General features: G+C 31.2%; 16 protein-coding genes. 15 read left to right on the top strand and 1 reads right to left on the bottom strand.

All coding sequences use genetic code 11. From position 1 onward, the window contains the following. Positions 1-95 precede the first annotated feature (95 nt). Positions 96-2858 carry an InlB B-repeat-containing protein gene (locus tag CLOCEL_RS16245; protein WP_013291836.1) on the top strand — a complete coding sequence of 921 codons (2763 nt, stop codon included), beginning with the start codon at positions 96-98 and terminating at the stop codon, positions 2856-2858. Positions 2859-2910: 52 nt separating this feature from the next. Then, a complete protein-coding gene (locus tag CLOCEL_RS16240) occupies positions 2911-3696 on the top strand; it encodes a class B sortase (protein WP_010073318.1) in 786 nt (261 codons plus the stop codon). Between the two features lie 167 nt (positions 3697-3863). Here the strand turns inward: CLOCEL_RS16240 and CLOCEL_RS16235 are convergent, their stop codons facing one another. Further along, a complete protein-coding gene (locus CLOCEL_RS16235) occupies positions 3864-5909 on the bottom strand; it encodes a pre-peptidase C-terminal domain-containing protein (protein ID WP_013291835.1) in 2046 nt (681 codons plus the stop codon). Positions 5910-6365: 456 nt separating this feature from the next. Here CLOCEL_RS16235 and CLOCEL_RS16230 point away from each other — a divergent pair, with 456 nt between their 5' ends. The 13 genes from CLOCEL_RS16230 to CLOCEL_RS16180 all read left to right on the top strand — a co-directional run bounded on the left by CLOCEL_RS16230 (position 6366) and on the right by CLOCEL_RS16180 (position 20295). Continuing rightward, complete coding sequence (locus tag CLOCEL_RS16230; protein WP_010073315.1) at positions 6366-6674, top strand: winged helix-turn-helix transcriptional regulator; 309 nt, start codon at positions 6366-6368, stop codon at positions 6672-6674. Positions 6675-6945: 271 nt separating this feature from the next. After that, entirely contained in the window at positions 6946-8493 is a 1548-nt protein-coding gene (locus tag CLOCEL_RS16225) for a cellulase family glycosylhydrolase (protein WP_010073314.1), read from the top strand. A 326-nt stretch (positions 8494-8819) separates the two neighbouring features. Continuing rightward, positions 8820-9194, top strand: a complete 375-nt coding sequence (locus CLOCEL_RS16220; RefSeq protein WP_010073313.1) for a hypothetical protein — start codon at positions 8820-8822, stop codon at positions 9192-9194. Positions 9195-9834: 640 nt separating this feature from the next. Continuing rightward, a complete protein-coding gene (locus CLOCEL_RS16215) occupies positions 9835-10536 on the top strand; it encodes a pirin family protein (protein WP_010073312.1) in 702 nt (233 codons plus the stop codon). 207 nt (positions 10537-10743) lie between these two features. After that, positions 10744-11343: a nitroreductase family protein gene (locus CLOCEL_RS16210; protein WP_010073311.1), complete on the top strand. Its 600-nt coding sequence runs from the start codon at positions 10744-10746 to the stop codon at positions 11341-11343. Positions 11344-11800: 457 nt separating this feature from the next. After that, a complete protein-coding gene (locus tag CLOCEL_RS22870; protein WP_010073310.1) occupies positions 11801-11956 on the top strand; it encodes a hypothetical protein in 156 nt (51 codons plus the stop codon). Between the two features lie 71 nt (positions 11957-12027). Beyond that, positions 12028-12672: a DUF998 domain-containing protein gene (locus tag CLOCEL_RS16205; protein ID WP_242655172.1), complete on the top strand. Its 645-nt coding sequence runs from the start codon at positions 12028-12030 to the stop codon at positions 12670-12672. A gap of 177 nt (positions 12673-12849) precedes the next feature. Beyond that, the gene (locus CLOCEL_RS23305; RefSeq protein WP_010073308.1) at positions 12850-13014 is read left to right on the top strand and encodes a hypothetical protein; all 165 of its coding nucleotides are present in this window, start codon (positions 12850-12852) and stop codon (positions 13012-13014) included. 185 nt (positions 13015-13199) lie between these two features. Continuing rightward, positions 13200-14615, top strand: coding sequence for a VanZ family protein (locus tag CLOCEL_RS16200; protein ID WP_010073307.1), 1416 nt, complete (start codon positions 13200-13202; stop codon positions 14613-14615). A 381-nt stretch (positions 14616-14996) separates the two neighbouring features. Beyond that, on the top strand, positions 14997-16187 hold the full coding sequence (locus tag CLOCEL_RS16195) for an HNH endonuclease (RefSeq protein ID WP_010073306.1): 1191 nt from the start codon (positions 14997-14999) through the stop codon (positions 16185-16187). A gap of 34 nt (positions 16188-16221) precedes the next feature. Further along, the gene (locus tag CLOCEL_RS16190; RefSeq protein WP_010073305.1) at positions 16222-17316 is read left to right on the top strand and encodes an SIR2 family NAD-dependent protein deacylase; all 1095 of its coding nucleotides are present in this window, start codon (positions 16222-16224) and stop codon (positions 17314-17316) included. An 8-nt stretch (positions 17317-17324) separates the two neighbouring features. Further along, positions 17325-19280 (top strand): tetratricopeptide repeat protein, encoded by a 1956-nt coding sequence (locus tag CLOCEL_RS16185; RefSeq protein WP_010073304.1) that lies wholly within the window; start codon positions 17325-17327, stop codon positions 19278-19280. Positions 19281-19587: 307 nt separating this feature from the next. Then, positions 19588-20295, top strand: coding sequence for a hypothetical protein (locus tag CLOCEL_RS16180; RefSeq protein ID WP_010073303.1), 708 nt, complete (start codon positions 19588-19590; stop codon positions 20293-20295). The last annotated feature ends 579 nt before the right edge of the window (positions 20296-20874 follow it).

The raw sequence follows: 20874 nt of genomic DNA, 5'->3' as shown, positions 1-20874 counted from the left end.
AATTAGTACAAGGTATAAAAAATAAATTAATTTTAGCGAGAGTTTGGGACTTATTATACAATCTCTTGCTAAAGATAAAATTAGGAGTGAAAACTATGAAATTAAAAAAGAGTATATTGGCATGGGTGATGGCAGTAGCATTGATTTTCTTTAATGTACCAATTACCACAGTATCAGCGGCTGATAACAATTTAACTATTCAAGTGGGAGAAACAACAACTTTTGCAGAGGGGACTAATATAAAAGCTTCAAAAAGTCTTCCTTCTCAACAGTACTATTATTTATCAGAAGATTATAATTCAGTAGCACAATATAATGAAGTGCGTGGTAATAGTTATCAAGGGTATGTACTTCCAACATATGCACAGCTCAGCAATGAATACAAAGCAGCCTTGCAAACCTCAGGTTATATTGTGCCAGATAGTGGAATGATAACTTGGGTTGTTGAAAGAAAAGAAAATAGAACCGTAGCTGAAGAAACTATAGGTATGGATGGACCGGAGACTTATTATAGAGACTTTCCTGTTTACAAGATTTATCCCTTAATTTCCTATGATATTACAATAGATAGTAATATTGAAAATGGAACAATAGCAGCAGATACAACAAAGACTACAAGAGGCAATACAGTAACACTTAACATAACACCAAATTACGGTTATGAATTTGAAAGTGTTTCGGTAAAGGATGCCAAAAATAATGATTTAGTAGTTTCAGATACAGGAAGTGCAAGAACCTTTACAATGCCAGCATATAATGTTCAGGTATCAGGAACTTTTTCTAAAATTCCGCCAACAGTAGATACTATAACAGTAGCACCTATGGCAATAACAATGCACAAGGGAGATACAGAAAACTTTACTGCTACTGTTAGTGGAACTTATGATCCCAATACTGCTGTTACTTGGACTGTAGAAGGAGCAAATAGTGCTAATACAACTATCAGTGGAAGTGGTCAATTAAAGGTTGGCAGTGATGAAACAGCGTTAAATCTTATAGTAAAAGCAACTTCAGTACAAGACGCAACAAAGAGTTCTGTAGCTAATGTAGCTGTAATAAGAGCTAACTTAGTACAAAGTACTGAAAGTAATAAGATAAGTGGAATTGCAGAAGGGGCTTCCTATATTGTAGGAACAGATATAACCTTTGATGCAACAGGTAACTCTATGGACAATACCTCTCCAATCAGTGGTGATATACGTTATGTACCAGTGAGTTGGAACGTTAATCCAAATGGAACATGGACAAGTGCACCTTATACAGCTACCTTTAAAATCAATAATGTAGGAAACTACACTTTAAAGGTTGTATATCAAAAGCAAAATTATGATGGAACTTCATGGGCGGATATAGTAGGTGACACAGATACAAAGGCAGTCTCATTTACTATTAAAAATCTTATTTCTATAGATTCAGTATTAGTATCTCCTACATCAACAACAGTCCAAAAGGGAAAAACTCAAAGTTTTACGGCTACTGTTATAGGAGCTCATGTTCCAAGCCAGAATGTTACATGGACTGTAGAAGGAGCCAATAGTTCTAATACCACTATCAGTGGAAGTGGTGAACTAATGGTTGGTAGTGACGAAACGTCATCAAAGCTTACTGTAAAAGCAACTTCAGTAGAGGATAGTACAAAGAGTTCAACAGCTACAGTGACTATAGTAAGAGATAATATAATACAAAGCGATACAAGTAATAAGATAACTGGAATTAATGAAGGAGCATCCTATACGGTAGGGACAGATATAACCTTTGATGCAACAGGTAACTCTATGAACAATACCTCTCCAATCAGTGGTGATATACGTTATGTACCAGTGAGTTGGAGCGTTAATCCAAATGGAACATGGACAAGTGCACCTTATACAGCTACCTTTAAAATCAATAATGTAGGAAACTACACTTTAAAGGTTGTATATCAAAAGCAAAATTATGATGGAACTTTATGGGCGGATATAGTAGGTGACACAGATACAAAGGCAGTCTCATTTACTATTAAAAATCTTATTTCTATAGATTCAGTATTAGTATCTCCTACATCAACAACAGTCCAAAAGGGAAAAACTCAAAGTTTTACGGCTACTGTTATAGGAGCTCATGCTCCAAGCCAGAATGTTACATGGACTGTAGAAGGAGCCAATAGTTCTAATACCACTATCAGTGGAAGTGGTGAACTAATGGTTGGTAGTGATGAAACGTCATCAAAGCTTACTGTAAAAGCAACTTCAGTAGAGGATAGTACAAAGAGTTCAACAGCTACAGTGATTATAGTAAGAGATAATATAATACAAAGCGATACAAGTAATAAGATAACTGGAATTAATGAAGGAGCATCCTATACGGTAGGGACAGATATAACCTTTGATGCAACAGGTAACTCTATGGACAATACCTCTCCAATCAGTGGTGATATACGTTATGTACCAGTGAGTTGGAGCGTTAATCCAAATGGAACATGGACAAGTGCTCCTTATACAGCTACCTTTAAAATCAATAATGTAGGAAACTATACTTTAAAGGTTGTATATCAAGAGCAGAATTATAATGGAAGTGAATGGGTGGATGTAGCAGGTGCCACTGATATTAAGACCACTTCATTTACAATCACTAGTGATAACAACAATAGCAATGTCAGTGACAAAAACAATAATAGTAACAATAATACGAATTCCACTAATGATAATAATGCAATAAAGACAGATAATAATTCAAATAAAGCTGATGATTCTCTTGATGATGTCCCAAACACTGGTGAGGACAAGTCTCTCGTGTGGTTGTTTATAGTATCACTTATGTCTGGAACAGCAGCTGTGTTTATAAATAGTAAAAAACTTCTGTTAGGTAAGAAGAGGTAAGAAAATTTGCAAAAATAGAGGGGATTTTGGGTCTAACAGGGGGATAAGTAGTATGAGAAGATCTATTACAGTTTTTCTTGGAACTATAGCAATTGTTTCCTTAATTATAGCTAGTACAATTTTCATACAGAGCCAGTATGATAAGAGACATCTGCAGGAAATTGTTGATGGATTAAAGGTATATATGAACCAAGATTACGAGGATGAGAGGACTGAAGTTAAGTCCCAGGATTCACAAAGTAAATATAAAGTAATCTATGATAAGAATCCTGATTTTGTAGGGTGGATTAAGATAGAGGATACAAAAATAGATTATCCCATTATGCAAACTATGGAAGATGAAAATTACTACTTGAATAAAGGTTTTGACAAAGAAGAGAACGAGAATGGCTCATTGATTCTTGATACAGATAGTGTTATAGGTGTTGGAAAAAAAGAAAGTTACCATATAAAACCCTCTACTAACCTGATTATTCATGGGCATAATATGAACTCAGGAGAGATGTTTGGTAAGCTAAGTTTTTTCCAAGAACAAGAATACTGCAATACCCATTCTATAATTGAACTAGACACTATTTACGAACATAGAGAGTATCAAATTTGTGCTGTGTTTTTATCAAAGGTATATAAAAAATCGGAAGAGGTATTTAAGTATTACAAATTCTTTCAAGCAAATAGTGAAGAGGAGTTTAATGACTTTTATACTAACATAAAAAGGTTGTCTTTATTTGATACAGGAGTTACAGCAGAATACAGGGACGAGTTTATAACATTGTCCACTTGTGCATATCATGTGGAGGATGGAAGACTTGGGGTTGTTGGGAAGAGAATTCAATAGTCAAAAAACACCTTACTATCAAGAGGTAAATTTGATAGTAGGGTGTTTTTATTTAACTAGTTATCGAACTTCTTCTTGGTTAAACCTAACCGTAGGACAAGTATCCATCCTAAAACTAATATTGCGGTACTGGTAGTATGGGCTTTATATTTGTCAATTTATAACTCTTAGTTAGTAGTATAGCTAAGCGTATAGCTGCCTGTACCAGTACCACTTACCTTAATGTAATAATTTGAGTAAGGGCTACCAGTGAACTGAATTTTAAAGTTAGTGCCTTCTCCACCATTATCTGCTGATGCAACAAGATTTCCATTGCTATCATATACTTCAGCATAAGTATCGGTAGTACCTGTTGTTTCTAAAATGCATTGACGATTTTGAGTGTTTCCAAACCCAAACTTATAGAAATCAACATCACCAGCTTGTCCTATACTTCCTTGAATTGGTTGATCACTACTCAAATAATCTGCTCCTTCTTTAGTATTGTTCGCAGGTTCTTGGTCTGGAACAGGAACAGGAGGAGTATAAGAACAGAAGGCTACGTAACCTAGAGGAGATATAGCTGAAACCATATGTTCCTGTCCGTCTAGTGGATCATTGTAAATAGTGTTAATAACCCCATTAGTATCTTCAATATATCCTTTTAAAATTACAGAGTGATTTCCACCATTCCCATTTGAAATCATAACTATTATAGGATATCCTTTATCAATACTTTGCATTAATTCATCTTGTGTGTAACCGCATGAATAATCAACGCCTGGATGTAGATCAGATGGTCTTGTATGTACGCTAGGATGAATACTTGGATCTATATATCCGCTACAGTCTTGAAGATATCCTGGCTTGTTGAAGACAGAAGGATATTTGTAATAGTCAGGTCCGTATAGTGTAGGTTCGTTAGAAGAAGCATAATTAGTTTTAGCATTCTTTTGTGCAATTTCTAAAGTACGATCTATTGTATCGTGATTTAAATATGATATTGCCATTGATGCAGTTGATGCCCAGCAAAGCATATCATGTGGTAATTGAAGATATTGTGGTACATTTAAGCATTTTCCTCTTCCAATATCAAGTGAGTACTTTCCAGTAACACCTTGAGAAGAAGCAACCATTAAATAATATGTTTGGTTAGCAGTAAGCGAAACATCTATCATGAAGTTGCCATCATGACCACTGTTCGTATCACTTTTAATAACTTGATTGTTGCTGTCTAAAACAGCTCCATCTACATTAGTTAGACCAGAACTTTTGAAGGTGTATATTCCATCTTTTTTAGGTACAAATTTAAAGTAGTCTATGTCACCTGAATAATTTATACCTGAGCCTGAATACGACACAGCATTATTAGTAGCTAGGGTTAAGTCTCTTGCGGAGGTAAAATCATTGCCATCTAAATCGTAGTCTGAAGCAGTTTCTGATATTTTCAAGTTATAGCTGCCTGTCCCACTTGTTGAAGCGTGATTTATCTTCACATAGTATGTTTGACGACCAGCTAAAGCGGAAACAATTTTCATGTTGTTATCATCACCGTTGTTATCATCTGAAGCAATTAGGTTATGGTTACTGTCATATAAAGAACCGAAGGTATTTGTAGAACCTGTTGTTTCAATTGTAAAATTACCGCCACCAGGAAGGGTAAATGAATAGTAATCTTCGTCACCTGCTGTACCGATTGCTGCAGGCATATTTGTAACAACAGTAGGTAAACTTGTTGCTGTTTCAAACGAATTGTTGGATTCTATCTCTTTGTTGTAATAATTGCAGATAGGATCAATTTTTAATGTGTAGCTGCCTGTGTCAGTAGTATTTTTATGACTAACCTTTATGTAGTATGTATTGCCTGCTGTAAGGTTATAGCATAGCTGAAAGTTGTTAGTGTAGGGATAAGACTCATTATCATTTACATCAAGGATATTCATATCGCTGTCATATAAATATCCAAAGGTATCAGTGGAGCCTAAGGTTGATATTGAATAGCCAGCACTGTTTAATGGTACGAATTTGTAGTAGTCCACATCTCCAGGATTTTCGATGGAACCTTGGATTTCTTGGGTTAAATCAAAGTTTGATGGGATTACAGTAGCTGTAGCCACTGAATCATTAGCTGTACTTTCAGTCATACCTACTGTAGCAAGGGCCGGGATAGCAGATGAAAGTATAACTGTAGATGCTGTAATTAAACAAGCAATACTTTTTTTGAATCTTAACATAATTGTCACCTCATAATTTTTTCATTATTATCTTATTATTAATAATTATGTATTATTATACCTTATAGTGAAGAAAAAATGTACAAAAAGTTCACAAAAAGATAAAAAAATTAAATAAATGCAATATTTATACATGAATATAGGCTAAATTTTTGTAACAATCGTTAATGCAATAGTATAAAGCATCTTATAAAACAAGTTTTTCTAACTCTAAGTGATAGTTTCTATTTTCTATATAGAGTTTTAATGAAATTCCACTAATGGAATTTAGACATAACTGTAAGTTTGCAGGGGTACAACTTTAAAAAAATAGTTTACTTACTTTATATAAGGCAGATATTATAATATAGTTAATTTTGTTAAGTAACTATGATAAAATATGTATTAGAATAAAAATAAATCAGTGTAGTAGTTGAAAAACTTTTATAACTAGATATAAATGGGTGGTGATTATAGATGGAAGGGTATCATATGTGTCCAAAGTTTGAAAATGCTTTTGAGTTATTAGGAAAAAGATGGACTGGACTAATTATACGAGTATTATTAAATGGACAAAAAAGATTTTCTGATATAGCAGATGCAATTCCTAATATGAGTTCTCGTATGCTTACGGAAAGGTTTAAAGAACTAGAAAATGAGGGAATAATCACTAGAAAGGTTTATCCAGAAACTCCTGTGCGTATAGAGTACGAACTTACAGAGAAAGGCCATGAACTTGAAACTGTTATGAATGAAATTCAAAAATGGGCAGAAAAGTGGAACTAGGTTCATAAATATAAGAATATATGAAAGAGGATATCTCATAATAATTGAAAATTATGTGGGAGTATCTTCTTTTTTTATCCATTTTAGACTTGATAAAATAGTGATTTGTGTAAAATTATATATATATGTTTATTTAAATCCAAAATAATCCTCAAAATTTCAAAAAAACTTTTACAATAGGCTATGCATATAGTAACATATATGTATACATATATGTTCTATATGTGCAAAATTAAACCAACTCATAAATTATATAGGCGGAGGGAAAAAAATGATTAAACATCTATTATCACGGGGAAAATTATTACTTTTTGTATCTGTTATGGCTACTTCATCTATTATTGCTGGTGGAAATGCTTATGGTTCTACTGCTTTTACAGGTGTACGTGACGTACCAGCACAACAGATTGTTAATGAAATGAAGGTTGGTTGGAATTTAGGAAATACAATGGATGCCATAGGTGGAGAAACTAACTGGGGAAATCCTATGACAACTCACGCTATGATTAATAAAATTAAAGAAGCAGGCTTTAATACTTTAAGACTTCCAGTAACTTGGGATGGTCATATGGGAGCAGCACCTGAATATACTATCGATCAAACATGGATGAAAAGAGTAGAGGAAATAGCAAATTATGCTTTTGATAATGATATGTATGTTATTATCAATCTCCATCATGAGAATGAATGGCTTAAGCCTTTCTACGCAAATGAAGCTCAAGTAAAAGCGCAACTTACAAAAGTTTGGACTCAAATTGCAAATAACTTCAAAAAATATGGTGATCATTTAATTTTCGAAACAATGAATGAGCCAAGACCAGTAGGCGCAAGCAATGAGTGGACAGGCGGTTCTTATGAAAATCGTGAAGTAGTTAATAGATATAATTTAACTGCTGTAAATGCAATTAGAGCAACTGGAGGAAATAACGCAACAAGATATATCATGGTACCAACTCTTGCAGCTTCTGCGATGAGTACTACAATAAATGATTTAGTGATTCCAAATAACGATAGCAAAGTCATCGTATCTTTACATATGTATTCACCATATTTCTTTGCTATGGATATTAACGGAACATCATCTTGGGGAAGTGATTACGATAAGAGTTCACTTGATTCAGAATTTGATGCTGTTTACAATAAGTTTGTGAAAAATGGTAGAGCTGTAGTTATTGGTGAAATGGGCTCTATTAATAAAAATAATACAGCTGCTAGAGTAACTCATGCAGAATATTATGCTAAGTCAGCAAAAGCTAGAGGACTTACTCCTATATGGTGGGATAACGGATATTCTGTTGCTGGAAAAGCAGAGACTTTTGGTATATTTAATAGAAGCAATCTTACATGGGATGCTCCAGAAGTTATGAAAGCCTTTATAAAAGGTATTGGTGGGTCAAGCACAACAACGCCAACGACACCAACGACGCCAACAACACCAACAACACCAACAACGCCAACAACACCAACAACACCAACGACACCTACAACACCACAATCAGCAGTTGAGGTTACATATGCTATTACAAATAGTTGGGGATCAGGAGCTTCTGTTAATGTAACAATAAAGAACAATGGTACAACACCTATTAATGGATGGACATTAAAGTGGACAATGCCTATTAACCAAACTATAACAAATATGTGGAGTGCTAGTTTTGTAGCAAGTGGAACTACTTTATCAGTAACTAACGCAGGTTATAATGGTACAATAGCAGCTAACGGAGGTACTCAAAGCTTTGGCTTCAATATAAACTATAGTGGAGTATTAAGCAAACCAACTGGGTTCACAGTGAATGGTACTGAATGCACAGTAAAATAGATTTTACATGAAATAATTGTTCCAGGAAATATTGAAAAATTAATTTTAATTATAAACTCTAATGTATCTCAGCCAAGAGAAGGTGCTGAGATACATTTTTTTTATGATAAATCAGAGTAGATGATTGGCATATCTGAGGATAAAATTGATAGTTTAAAAAATTTATAAGATTAACCACTCTAATTGGTTAAGTTTAGGGGATACAGCTCATATATTTATAAATGAGGTTATTTTGATAGTGATAATAATATCACATATTGATACATAACTCATGAAAACCATTAAAGTTTTCAAGCCTATTATAAAAATGAGAAGGGAGATTAATTATGTCACAAACTATTATTGATTCTAAGTCAGAAAGACATTCTTACAAAGTATTTTTCACACAAGAGAATATAAGAACCATATTATCTCTTGTCTATATGGGAAATAACAACTTTGCAATTAATTATAATTCGTGGTTTTCAGGAGTAAAAGCTGGTCATGTTCAAGGAGGGCCAATTGCTATTTCAGGAAATACTAGAATTAAAGCTAACAACAATCCCGATGTACTTGTTACAGTTAGCAATTTTAATTCTGATTTACAGAATCACTCCATCTCTTTACATATAACCATAAATGTGAATATTCCAATGATTGGTCCCCAAATTATCTATAATCAGACACTTGGAGGATACTATACTCCTTCTGTTGTTAGATAGCTTTTGTGCTTAAATTTTTAGCTATAGAGTCTTAAATTTATAACTATTCAGCTATTATAAAAAAACTTATGTTCATTTCTTTAGATTCGTCTAATAGTGTGATTTGAATATTTTTCGCCATATTCTTGGTAAATATATTCACCAAGAAGTGGCGCAGTCTATCTATGATGGAGTAGATTGTGAGCATTAGATCCAGTTGTATTTAAAGTTTTGAGTAAATCTGAACGCATCTCGGTAGTAAAACTAATTTTTATTTATTCTGAATAACTTAAGTTTAAGTTTCGGGTATCTATATAAATAATAATTATTATTTATTGAAAAACATTCTTGACTAATAGAAAAGAATGTGTGATAATTAATTAAAAGTTACTTACTAAAAGTAATTAAGTATAAAAATATACTGTTGTATATAAAAAGAAGTTCATAAAAAATTCAACTGGTCTTTAAAGTATTAAGATTAATAAAATTAATTTTATTAGCTAGGACTAGATAGATAATAATATCCAAGTTTACATTATTTAACATGATGAACTATCTTTTAAATATATAAGAGGATTTATTTAGTCAATAACTTCAATTAAGGCTGATATTAACTATATTAAAATTGAAGTTGCTAAAATTTTAAGAGGAGTGATAGTGGATGTTAAGAAGAATATTAGGCAAAAATATGGGCAGTAGCGACCTAGGATGGTTAAAAAGTAAATTCCACTTTTCCTTCGCTGAGTATTACAATCCGGCTAATACCAATTTTGGTGTACTAAGAGTCATTAATGATGATCTAATTGAGCCTAATACTGGCTTTGATACACATCCACATAGAGATATGGAAATAATATCTTATGTAGTGGATGGGGAACTTACTCATGGTGATAGTATGGGAAATAAAAATACTATATCTCGTGGACAGGTTCAATACATGAGTGCAGGAACGGGAGTTTATCATAGTGAGCATAACTTAGCAAAAGATACAGCGAGGCTTTTACAGATATGGATTCTACCTGATAAGAAAGGTTATAAACCAAATTACGGAGATCATAGATTTCAGTGGAGTGATAGGGAAAATAAATGGCTTCATATGGTTTCAAGTAAAGATGGGAATGCAGCAATAAAAATAAATCAAGATATGAATATTTACTCCTTAGAACTTGAAAAAGGAAAGGATATAGGTTTTACTGTTGAATCGGGAAGACAAGCATATTTAGTTCAAATAGAAGGAACTTCAGCAATAAATAATATTGAACTAGAGGAAAGAGATGCCATGGAAATCGTTGAGGAAGATATTTCAATTAATGTAAAGGAGACCTCTCATATTCTAATTTTAGAAATGAAAAAACAACGCTAGTATTAGGTTTGGTAAATAAATTAATAAGTTATACTAAGATAATAAATAAGCTTTAAGCAAAGTTAATTAGGAGTATAAATCCCTAGCAGAGTAGAAAAATAGACTAAAACAAAAATTGATAAGGTATATCAATTTTTGAAAAAAGTTAAAATGTCAAAGAAAAAAAATTAGTTTAATAAAGAATACAAGATTTAGGAGGAATGGACAATGTCAAAGGAATTTTTAACTGCTGTAGCAGAAAGACGTACATTTTATGGAATTAGCAAGGAAACTACTGTTTCCGATGATAAGATTAAAGAGATTATAGATCATGCTGTGAAGCACACACCATCTTCTTTTAATTCACAAAGTGCAAGGGTAGTCTTATTATTGGGAAATCATCACGATAAATTATGGGACATTACAAAAGAAGCTTTAAGAAAAATTGTACCAGCAGATCAATTTAGTTCTACTGAAGAAAAGATAAACTCCTTCAAAAATGGTTACGGTACAGTATTATTCTTCGAAGATGATAATGTAATTAAAGGGCTTCAAGAACAATTTGCACTCTATAAAGATAACTTTCCAATTTGGTCTCAACAATCAAGCGGAATGCATCAATTTGTAGTTTGGACTGCCTTAGAAAATGAAGGTCTTGGAGTATCTTTACAACATTATAATGAACTTATCGAGAATGATATAAAGGAAGAATGGAATATACCAAGTAACTGGAAACTCATAGCGCAAATGCCATTTGGAAAACCTACAGCTAAGCCAGATGAAAAGCAGTTTAATCCATTAGAAGAACGAGTTAAGGTATTTAAATAATACAGTTAGAAATTTGGAATATAATTTTATAGTTTAGAAAATTAGTTGATAAAAGTACTTTGAATAAAGTGTGAAAATCAATTTATTAAATCATATATAACACCTCTAATTAACAGTTAAACATGTTGATTAGAGGTCTTTACTTGCTTTATTTAGTAGAGAATTTAAGAAAGAAACTGAAAAGGATAATTTTAACGTTATTTTTATTACTTAACATCGTCATGCCAGTCTTTCAAGGAATTTTGAAATTTTTACGGTATAAATGTAGTAACCTATAAAATCTAATTGAAAATGTAATTGATATCTAAGTATAATGGAACAAGGAGGATTTTTTTTACAACGGAGTAAGTTAAAAAATGAGAATTATAAGTGATGTAAAAAGACAAAGGTTTTTAGGGATATAGTTGTTTATGGATCACTAAATGATAACTCAAGTATAAGTATTAATTTTAATGGGATGTCATATTATTATAATAGCGGGTATATTAGAGATAATGGAGCATTAGAGGTAAATGAAAGTACTATATGTGAAACCTTAAAGGGTTATGAGATAAATATTCCGAGAGAAGCAGAATTTATTTTCAGCCAGCTTATAGCTTTAAGACTTCTATAGATGGACAAGATGTAGATATAGTAAATCCAGCATTAAAATAAAGATTTCTTATATTTTCTGGAGGTAGAAGAATGGAGAAACTCAGGAGATTACTAATGCCATTAGGAATGGTAGGGGTACTATTTTATTTTGCACATATCACTATAGGGCAGATTTTGTGGAATGAGTATAATCCAATAACCACAGATATTAGTTCACTTACTGCTGATGGTGCTCCTAATGCAGATTTATTAAAGGTATTTACGCTTATTTATGGCATATGTATGTTTTTATTTGTAGCGGCGTTGATAGAAAAAGCTTTTATTAGCTACAGCAGGTTATTGAGAAGTGGATTTATAATATTAATGATAATGCAAATAACTTCAATGATTGGTTATGGCTTATTTCCCTTAAGTGGAGATAAAACAGAGATGAATTTTCAAAATATGATGCACATTATAGTCACTGTGGTTGTAGTGTTTACAACAATTGCAGCATCTTTCCTCATTGCATTTGGATACTTAAAGCAGGAAAAGACGAAGGAACTAGGAAAATTCGCTTTAGTGATGGCAATACTTATCACTGTCTTTGGAGTCTCTAATCCAATTTCTATGAATTTAGAATTAAATATATTAGGTTTAACAGAACGATTTGTTATTTACACTATACAGACATTTATCTTTATACTATCTGATTACTATACTTTTTTGGCGGGTAAAGATAGAAACTTTAGATAGTTAGAACCGAATTTAATCTTACTGAGGGGCTTTTTAGCTTCTCTTTTTTACTTTATAGGGAATTATAAAATTTTTAAATTAAGGGTAACTATTGGGGTTTCAGTTACTACTAGTTATACTTAATTTACTGTATATACCATAAAATTACGATTTATCAAATAAATTTAGGAGGAGAATATGGTTTTAATTTTAGTTTCATTAATAACAGCAGGTATAGGTTCTTATATAGGAGGTAGGTTAGGAAATACAGAAATATTTTCATACTTGTTTGGTTTTATAGGATTTTTATGTCCTGGTATTTATGTGTTGGAAAAAATTTATATTAAGGTTAACAAAGAATAATAACAAAATAATAAATTAGAAAAGTATATGATTTTTTTAGAACTAGAGTTGTTATAAATTGTGATATAGTTGAAATTAAACGAATAACTGGATATAATTCAATAAGAAATCCTTAATGTGTCCAAATGGTTATTAACGGTTTGATGAATTATAGAAAAAACTTTTAGAGGAAAGGAAATTATTTAATGAGATTAGATAGTATTACAAATTTAGGAATGAACTATTTAAAAGTAGGAATTGTATTGGTTTTAGCCATTGCAATATTATTTGCAGTTAACTACTTTTTAATATACAAGAAATTGTTAAAAGGCACTAAAAAGCTTAATAAAAGAAAATTGGCATTATCAGCAGTATCTTTCTGCTACTTTATATTAGTTGTGGGAGCAGTACTTTTAGATAGGGGAAGTCATTATTATAGTGCCTATGATTTGCAATTATTTAATTCTTATTTAGATGCCTGGAATTCTTTCTCAAAAGTGGCGTGGAGACCAATTATCTTAAATATTATTATGTTTGTTCCCATTGGAATCTTGCTGCCTTTGTGGTCTGAGAAGCTTAAAACTTTTTGGAAAGCCTTTGCGGCAAGTATTGCAATGACTTTTATAATTGAATTTTGCCAATTGCTTATGAAAAGAGGGATTTTTGAATTAGATGATATCTTTGATAATACTTTAGGTGCTGTCATCGGTTATTGTCTTATAATGATTATTTTTCTGCTTAGAAAAGACGTGAAAAAGAAAGGTTTAAAGGTTGCCGCTTGTTTATCACCACTTCTTCTAACACTTGGAACCTTTCTGGGGATATTTGCTATTTATAATAATCAAGAGTTTGGAAATTTGGAAGAGAATTATACTTATAAACAGAATATGAAAGGAATTACTGTTACTTCAGAGGTAGCCTTTGATGACAAAGGTTCTACAGCAGAAGTTTTTTCATCTAAGGTCGCAACAAAGGAAGAAGCTTATGATTTTGCAGAAAAATTTTTCGGTAAATTCAGTGAAGAAATAGATGATAGCATGACAGATGTTTATGATGATACAATCATCTATTATTCAAAGGATCGATTTACAAGTATATGGATTGATTTTAAAGGCTTTACATATTCTTTTTCAAAGCATAGAGAGGAAGAAAAAAATCAAGCGACAACAGCTGATGAAAATAAAATAAAATCAGCCTTAAAAGATTTTGGCATCGATGTTCCTGAAAAGGCAGTGTTTAAAGCTAAACAAGGGAATTGTTATTCCTTTGAAGTCTCAAAAACCAAGGTTGAGGAAGAACTTTATGATGGTATCCTTACTTGTGAGGATTATAACGATGGAACTATATCACGGATAGATAATAAAATAATAGAATATAAGCCTGTGAAGGACTGTGAGATTATTAGTGAAGCGGAGGCTTACAATCATATAAAAGAAGGAAAATTCAAGAATTGTATATATACGGAGTCTATGAATAATGAAGCTATTAAATCTATTGATGTACAAGCTGTGAAACTAGATTATATTTCAGATTCAAAAGGCTTTTTCCAGCCTGTTTATAGGTTTGATATATCGGTAAATGACGTGAGTGGTTATATTATTATTCCAGCTTTAAAGAACTAAGATAAATTTACAGCTAACAGAGTACCAATGCAATTAACTTCAACTTTTAACTATAGCTTATTTCCATTCACTGGTGATAAGACAGACATGAATTTTTAGAACATTATGCATAGTAATTTAAAAGTCCAGGATGCTGGGCTTTTTCTTTTGTAATACATAAGTATACTTAGTAATATGTAGGGATGGTTTGTTGTAATATATTGGCTGGTGATGGTATAATTTAGAGGTAAAATTAGGACTTTGAAGTATTGTGATTATAAAGGGTAGCATATATGCTGTTTTTCGCGGTATATAACTTCAGTTATATAGGCAATATTTGTTTCCAGCTATTTTTAAATACATAATGCTTGATTAATATTTATAATAAGAGGAAGGTATTTCATGATTAGAAATAGATTTTGTTATAAAAAAATTAAATTGTCATATAAGGCAGATAAGTTATTTAAGGAGTTCCTTAAAAATGTAGAAAGTTGTAATTTGAATCCACTAAAAGTATTTACATTACAAGAAATAGCTGATTTAATTCCTTATAAATTATCTAATATAGAGAAGTATTCTACATATAATTATTCATTTATGAGTATGTTTGCAGGCCAAAAAGGTAGGGATTATTTTAATTTTGTAAAACCCTCTGTGAAGAGGAATCTTACAGAGATATGTAATGATTCAGCAAGAAATAATAAAGCATGGCAGAAGTTATTTGCTAATGAGGGCGTGAGGATAAATCCAAAATATATTATGGATTTATGGAATAAAGCTTATTTAATGATTTATAACCCAGAGGAATATTATTGGCATAATATTAATGATGCAATTGAAAAAATTAAGATGGATGGATCCTATTTAGATTCATGGAGTAGCGGAGCAAGAAAAAATTTTGAGGAAGGTGCACGGGTATATTTGATTCAACTTGGAGTTGAGGAAAAGGGTATATTTGCATCTGGATGGATTAATGAACCGTCATATTCAGCGCTGCATTGGATTGAAACTAAAGCTGAGGAAGGCTTATATACAAACTATGTAGACATTGAGTTTGATTGCATTGTAAATCCACATGAGGGAAAGATACTTTCTAAGGAGATTTTAGATAAGCATTTTCCTAGCATGAATTGGTCTCAAAGAGCATCAGGAGTTGAAATGAAAGATGTTGATTTAAATGAATTAGAAGAACTTTGGAGTAGCTTTAGTGGTAAAACTACTGAAATTATAAGAACAAAAGTTGATTTGTTAGCAGAAGAAGTTATTAATCCTGAAAGATATATTGAAGGTTCAACTAGACAGATATATGTTAATGCTTATGAAAGAAATAAGAAAGCAAGAAACAAGTGTATTGAAATTTATGGATATAACTGTTCTGTTTGTGGAGTCAATCTTGAAGAGATTTATGGTGAAATTGCTAAAGAATTTATTCATGTTCATCATATAAAACCTATTTCAAGTATAAATCAGGAGTATGAAATTGATCCAGAAACAGATCTAGTGCCAATATGTCCAAATTGTCATGCAGTTATTCATAGAAGAAACCAAGATATTAGTATCAGTGAGTTAAAAGATATTATAAAAAATAAATAACAATAGGACATTTATAGAAAAGGAGTTGAGAAAAATGAACTTTGAAGAACTAATGAGCTGCCATCGGAAAAATAAAACAGTATTCAATGAATTAGTTGAAAGAATGAAAGAGAATGCTGTAATTCCTTTTATAGGAGCGGGATTATCAGCTTGGATATATCCAACATGGACAAGTCTTATTAAAAATTTGGCTCAAGAATATGGTATTTTTGAGGAAGCAAATCAATTACTTAATCAGGGAAAGTATGAAGAAGCGGCATCACTTCTAGAAGAAGAAATTGTTCGCAATGATTTCTTATTAGAATTACATCGTATTTTTGGATTAAGTAAATTGAAAGATGTAACTCTACCAGAATATATAAAACTTATTCCACATATATGGAAGGGAAATATTATTACTACAAACTTTGACCGAGTAATAGAAACCGTATTTATGCAAGAACAAATACAAATAGATAACATAGTACCTCATTCAGCCAGAGAAAAGGATAGAATACTTAATGCAATTCAACAGGGGTTAAAGCTTATTATAAAACTTCACGGTGATATAGAAGACTACAATCATTTAGTTTTAACAAAGGAAGAATATGATGAGACATATGGTAAAGAAGAAAAAGGTGTGGATTTAACGTTACCTATGACGGAAATGTTAACAGATATAATACACTCAAAAATGATGTTGTTTTTAGGATGTGGTCTTGGCAATGATAGGACATTGCAGGTTATAAAAGCATGTACAAACTTGCGTCATTTCGCGCTTGTTGAACTTCCAGAGGAAACTGCTAATGATGATGAGCCATATTTGCCTAAATTGAGGAACGAAAATGGAAGTTTTATACCTAAATTCAATGAAAGGCGTAAGCATCTTGCAAATCATAGGATCAGTTGTATCTGGTATCCACATCAAAAGCATGAAGCCCTTGAAGTATTAATAAAAGAACTTGCAAGGGTAATTTGTGATTTAGTACCTAGTACAAATAAGGTTGATAAAAATCCTGAAACCAAGAATACGCAAACTAATGTTAATGGTGGAGATAATAATGTTGGAAGTATTACTGCTAACAATATTCAAGGTTCTACCATCAATATAAATATAGGTAATGAGGCGAAAAAAGAGCCAAAAAAATAACAGCCTCTTTGCCGGTAAATGGTGTTAAATTAATCGGTAGAGAGGCTGAATTAAAAGAAGTTGATGAACAACTTAGTAGTGGTGATATGGTTATACTTGTAAGTGCCATTGGAGGAGTAGGGAAAACTGAACTTTGTAAGTCTTATTTTAATAAGTATAAAACTAAATATAATAGTGCCATCTGGATAGATTATAAGGGAAGTTTGAAGGAATCTTTTGCTAACCAATGTAAATTAGATTCTTTTATTGAAGATGATAATATAGATCAGCGATTTGAAAAAGTTATTAAATATTATGAAGATGAAAATAATAGCAATTCATTAATAATCATAGACAATGTAGACAATGAAGAGGATCAGAGTTTGCTACAAATAACAAATCTTATTTCAAATAATATAAGAATACTTGTAACATCTAGAATGGTAATAGAAGGTTATTCTACTTATTCATTAGAGTTTTTAAATAAAGATAATTGTAAAAAACTTTTCTACCAATATTATAAAAGACAAGAAGACGACAGTAACTTAGAAAAGATCATTAGCCTGGCAGCGCGTCACACACTGATTATCGAGCTTCTTGCAAAAACAGCCCAAAATTCAAGGATAAGCATAAAGAAGCTATATGAAATACTTTTAGATAAGGGCTTTAATCTAAATGAAGTAATAAAAGAAAAAGTATCTATGATCAAGGATGGAAATATAGTTTCAGAGCAACTTTTTAACCAACTGTTGAAAATTTTCGATCTATCAACGATTTCTGAAGAAGAGCAATATATACTGATGAATCTTTCGATTTTACCTCAAGTCGGTTTGCAAGAACTAGTAGAATGGATTGAACTTGAGACAATGGAAGAGATTAATTCTTTAGAGAAAAAAGGCTGGATTTCTATTAATAGTGTTGATGCAAAAGATATAATATATGTTCATCCGTTAATACAAGAAACAATTCGCTACCAGCTAAACCCCACCACTGATAAATGTGTTAAACTGATTGAAGCTATAATAAGAGCGCTACATACACGACCTACAGACAATTCATTAGATAAAAAGGTATATACTATTTTTGGTGATTATATATTGAAATATATAGATGAAGAAACTGAGAGAATCGCGACACTAAGCAATAATTTATCTAGTATATATATAGATTTGGGAAACCTAGGAAAAAGTCTAGAATATCAGCATAAAGCTGTAGATATAAGAGAAAAGGTATTAGGAGAAAATCATCCAGATTTAGCAACAGCATATAATAATTTATCTAGTATATATAAAATTTTAGGAATACCAGAAAAAAGCCCAGAATATCAGCACAAAGCTGTAGAAATATATGAAGAAATGTTGGGGGATGAACATCCGTTTTTAGCAACATCATACAATAACTTATCTCTTATATATCAAGATTTAGGGGAGGTAGAAAAAAGCTTAGAATATCAGAAAAAAGCCGTAGATATAAGAGAAAAAGTGTTAGGAAAAAAACATCCAGATTTAGCGATATCATACAATAATTTATCTATGATATATCGAGATTTAGGAGAGTTAGAAAAAAGCCTAGAATATCAGCAGAAAGCTGTAGAGATATATGAAGAAATGTTAGGAAAAAAACATCCATCTTTAGCAACATCATATAATAATTTATCTCTTATATATAAGGATTTCGGAAATATGAAAAAAAGTTTAAAATATCAGGAGAAAGCTATAGAAATAAATGAAAAAGCATTAGGAGAAAATCATCTGTATATGGCAATATCGTACAACAATTTGTGTAGCATATATCAAGGATTAGGAGAACTAGAAAAAAGCCTAGAATTTCAACTAAAAGCTATAGATATTGCTGAAAAAGTATTACCAAGTAACCATCCTAATCTATTAATTTTCCGTAATAATTTAGCTAATATTTATAAAAAAATAGGACAAGTAGATGAAAGCCAAAGTTCTCACCTTAATACTGAGGAAGTTTTCAAATAATATTTAGATTATATATTGTTTCTTTTGTGTAAATGAAAATAGTTTATACATAAATTAAAATTAGTTATTACCTTTTCTAAATTAATGAGCTTGGACTGCATCCAAGCTTATTTCTATATAAACTTAAATATCCAATTCAAAACCTAGCAACAAAGTAATACTTTTTAATCTATGAATCCTAATAAGCTTATATATTTTCTCAGTAAAAATCTTTGAAGGGAATAAGATAATGTAAATGACTAATGATATATATGTTACAAAAACGCAATAGATTTATTCCGATAGCTTAAGAGGAGTGACATATATAATGAAATCAAAGATAAGAAAAATAATAGCAGTAATGATGCTTATAGTATTTATTAGTCCCAAGGCAAGCTATGGGGATACTATGAAAGCTACTGTTGAAAAGATAACTAATACACAAACTGCAAAATTGCTCTTTAATCTTACAAAAGCATCCTTTAATAATATTGGGAACGAGAAAAACACAGTATTAGATATAGCTAATCCAGCACAGGAACAATTATTATTGCAAGCTATGTCTAATGTGATGCAATTATCAATTGGGCAAAGTTCTCCCTACGGTCCAAAGGTTGAAGCACTAAAGGGAAAAAATGATATAGTGCAAAATTTTGAAGCTATAAAGAGGGTAAGAGGAACTTTAACAATTATAGATATAAGAGAAACAACCTCTAAGGAACAATTACAAAAGATTTATAAAGATTTAGAGGGATACATAGCACAATTTAACATAATTAAAAGCAACTTAGAAAGACATAAAATTACCTATAAAAATTCTTTACCAGACTTGTTTTTTGCGGAGCAAATTATGTTTATTGTTGATAGCTATAGTATTTGTCTAAGGCAACAGCAAAATTTAATAGTAGCCTTGGAAAATGATAAAATTGATGCTAAAAAATTATTTTATTCTAGTTATTTGATTCCAGTCTATTATTATATAAATTTAGCTGACCAAATGGTAGCCTATGTTGAAACATATTTTGTAATAGCGTAATTTAAAAAGCTTCTTTGTACTTAATCTGTATACTTTCATCCTTTGAAATGATGGAGATAATACTGCAGAAGTATTACTTTTGCTTTTTTTATAGTTATCCTTTTTTGGATAGATTAGTTTGATTTATATTACATAGTATTGATGATTTTCACCATAAAATAATTAGTTATCATTCTAATAAATCATATATAATATTTGGAGTTAATTATGTGTCTACCAATAAGAATTATTCTATTGCCTTGATGTTAAATAAGGGTTAAAACTTAGATTTATCAATAAATGGAGGATAGGGTAGGTGTGTTTTGAGAATTTATACATTATTTCCTTGTATAATCAGTTAACTATCTATATAATTATAAAGTCTGATTAATATATTAATTGAGATAAATAATCTTCATAAGTTATACTGATTTTTCAATATGTTTATAGAATTTCGATGAAGTTTCAATAATGGAAGCTATATAGAGAATTGTATAACTCTTTAAATCGTTACATAGAACTTAGTGATATTTTAGTGGGCATATATTTATTGTTTTAGGAAAGACAAGGTTTTTAGTTAGAAACTTTAAGATAAAGGAA

It is taken from the genome of Clostridium cellulovorans 743B, assembly GCF_000145275.1.
Lineage (GTDB): Bacteria > Bacillota > Clostridia > Clostridiales > Clostridiaceae > Clostridium_K > Clostridium_K cellulovorans.
This window is presented reverse-complemented; position numbering and strand designations above follow the sequence as displayed.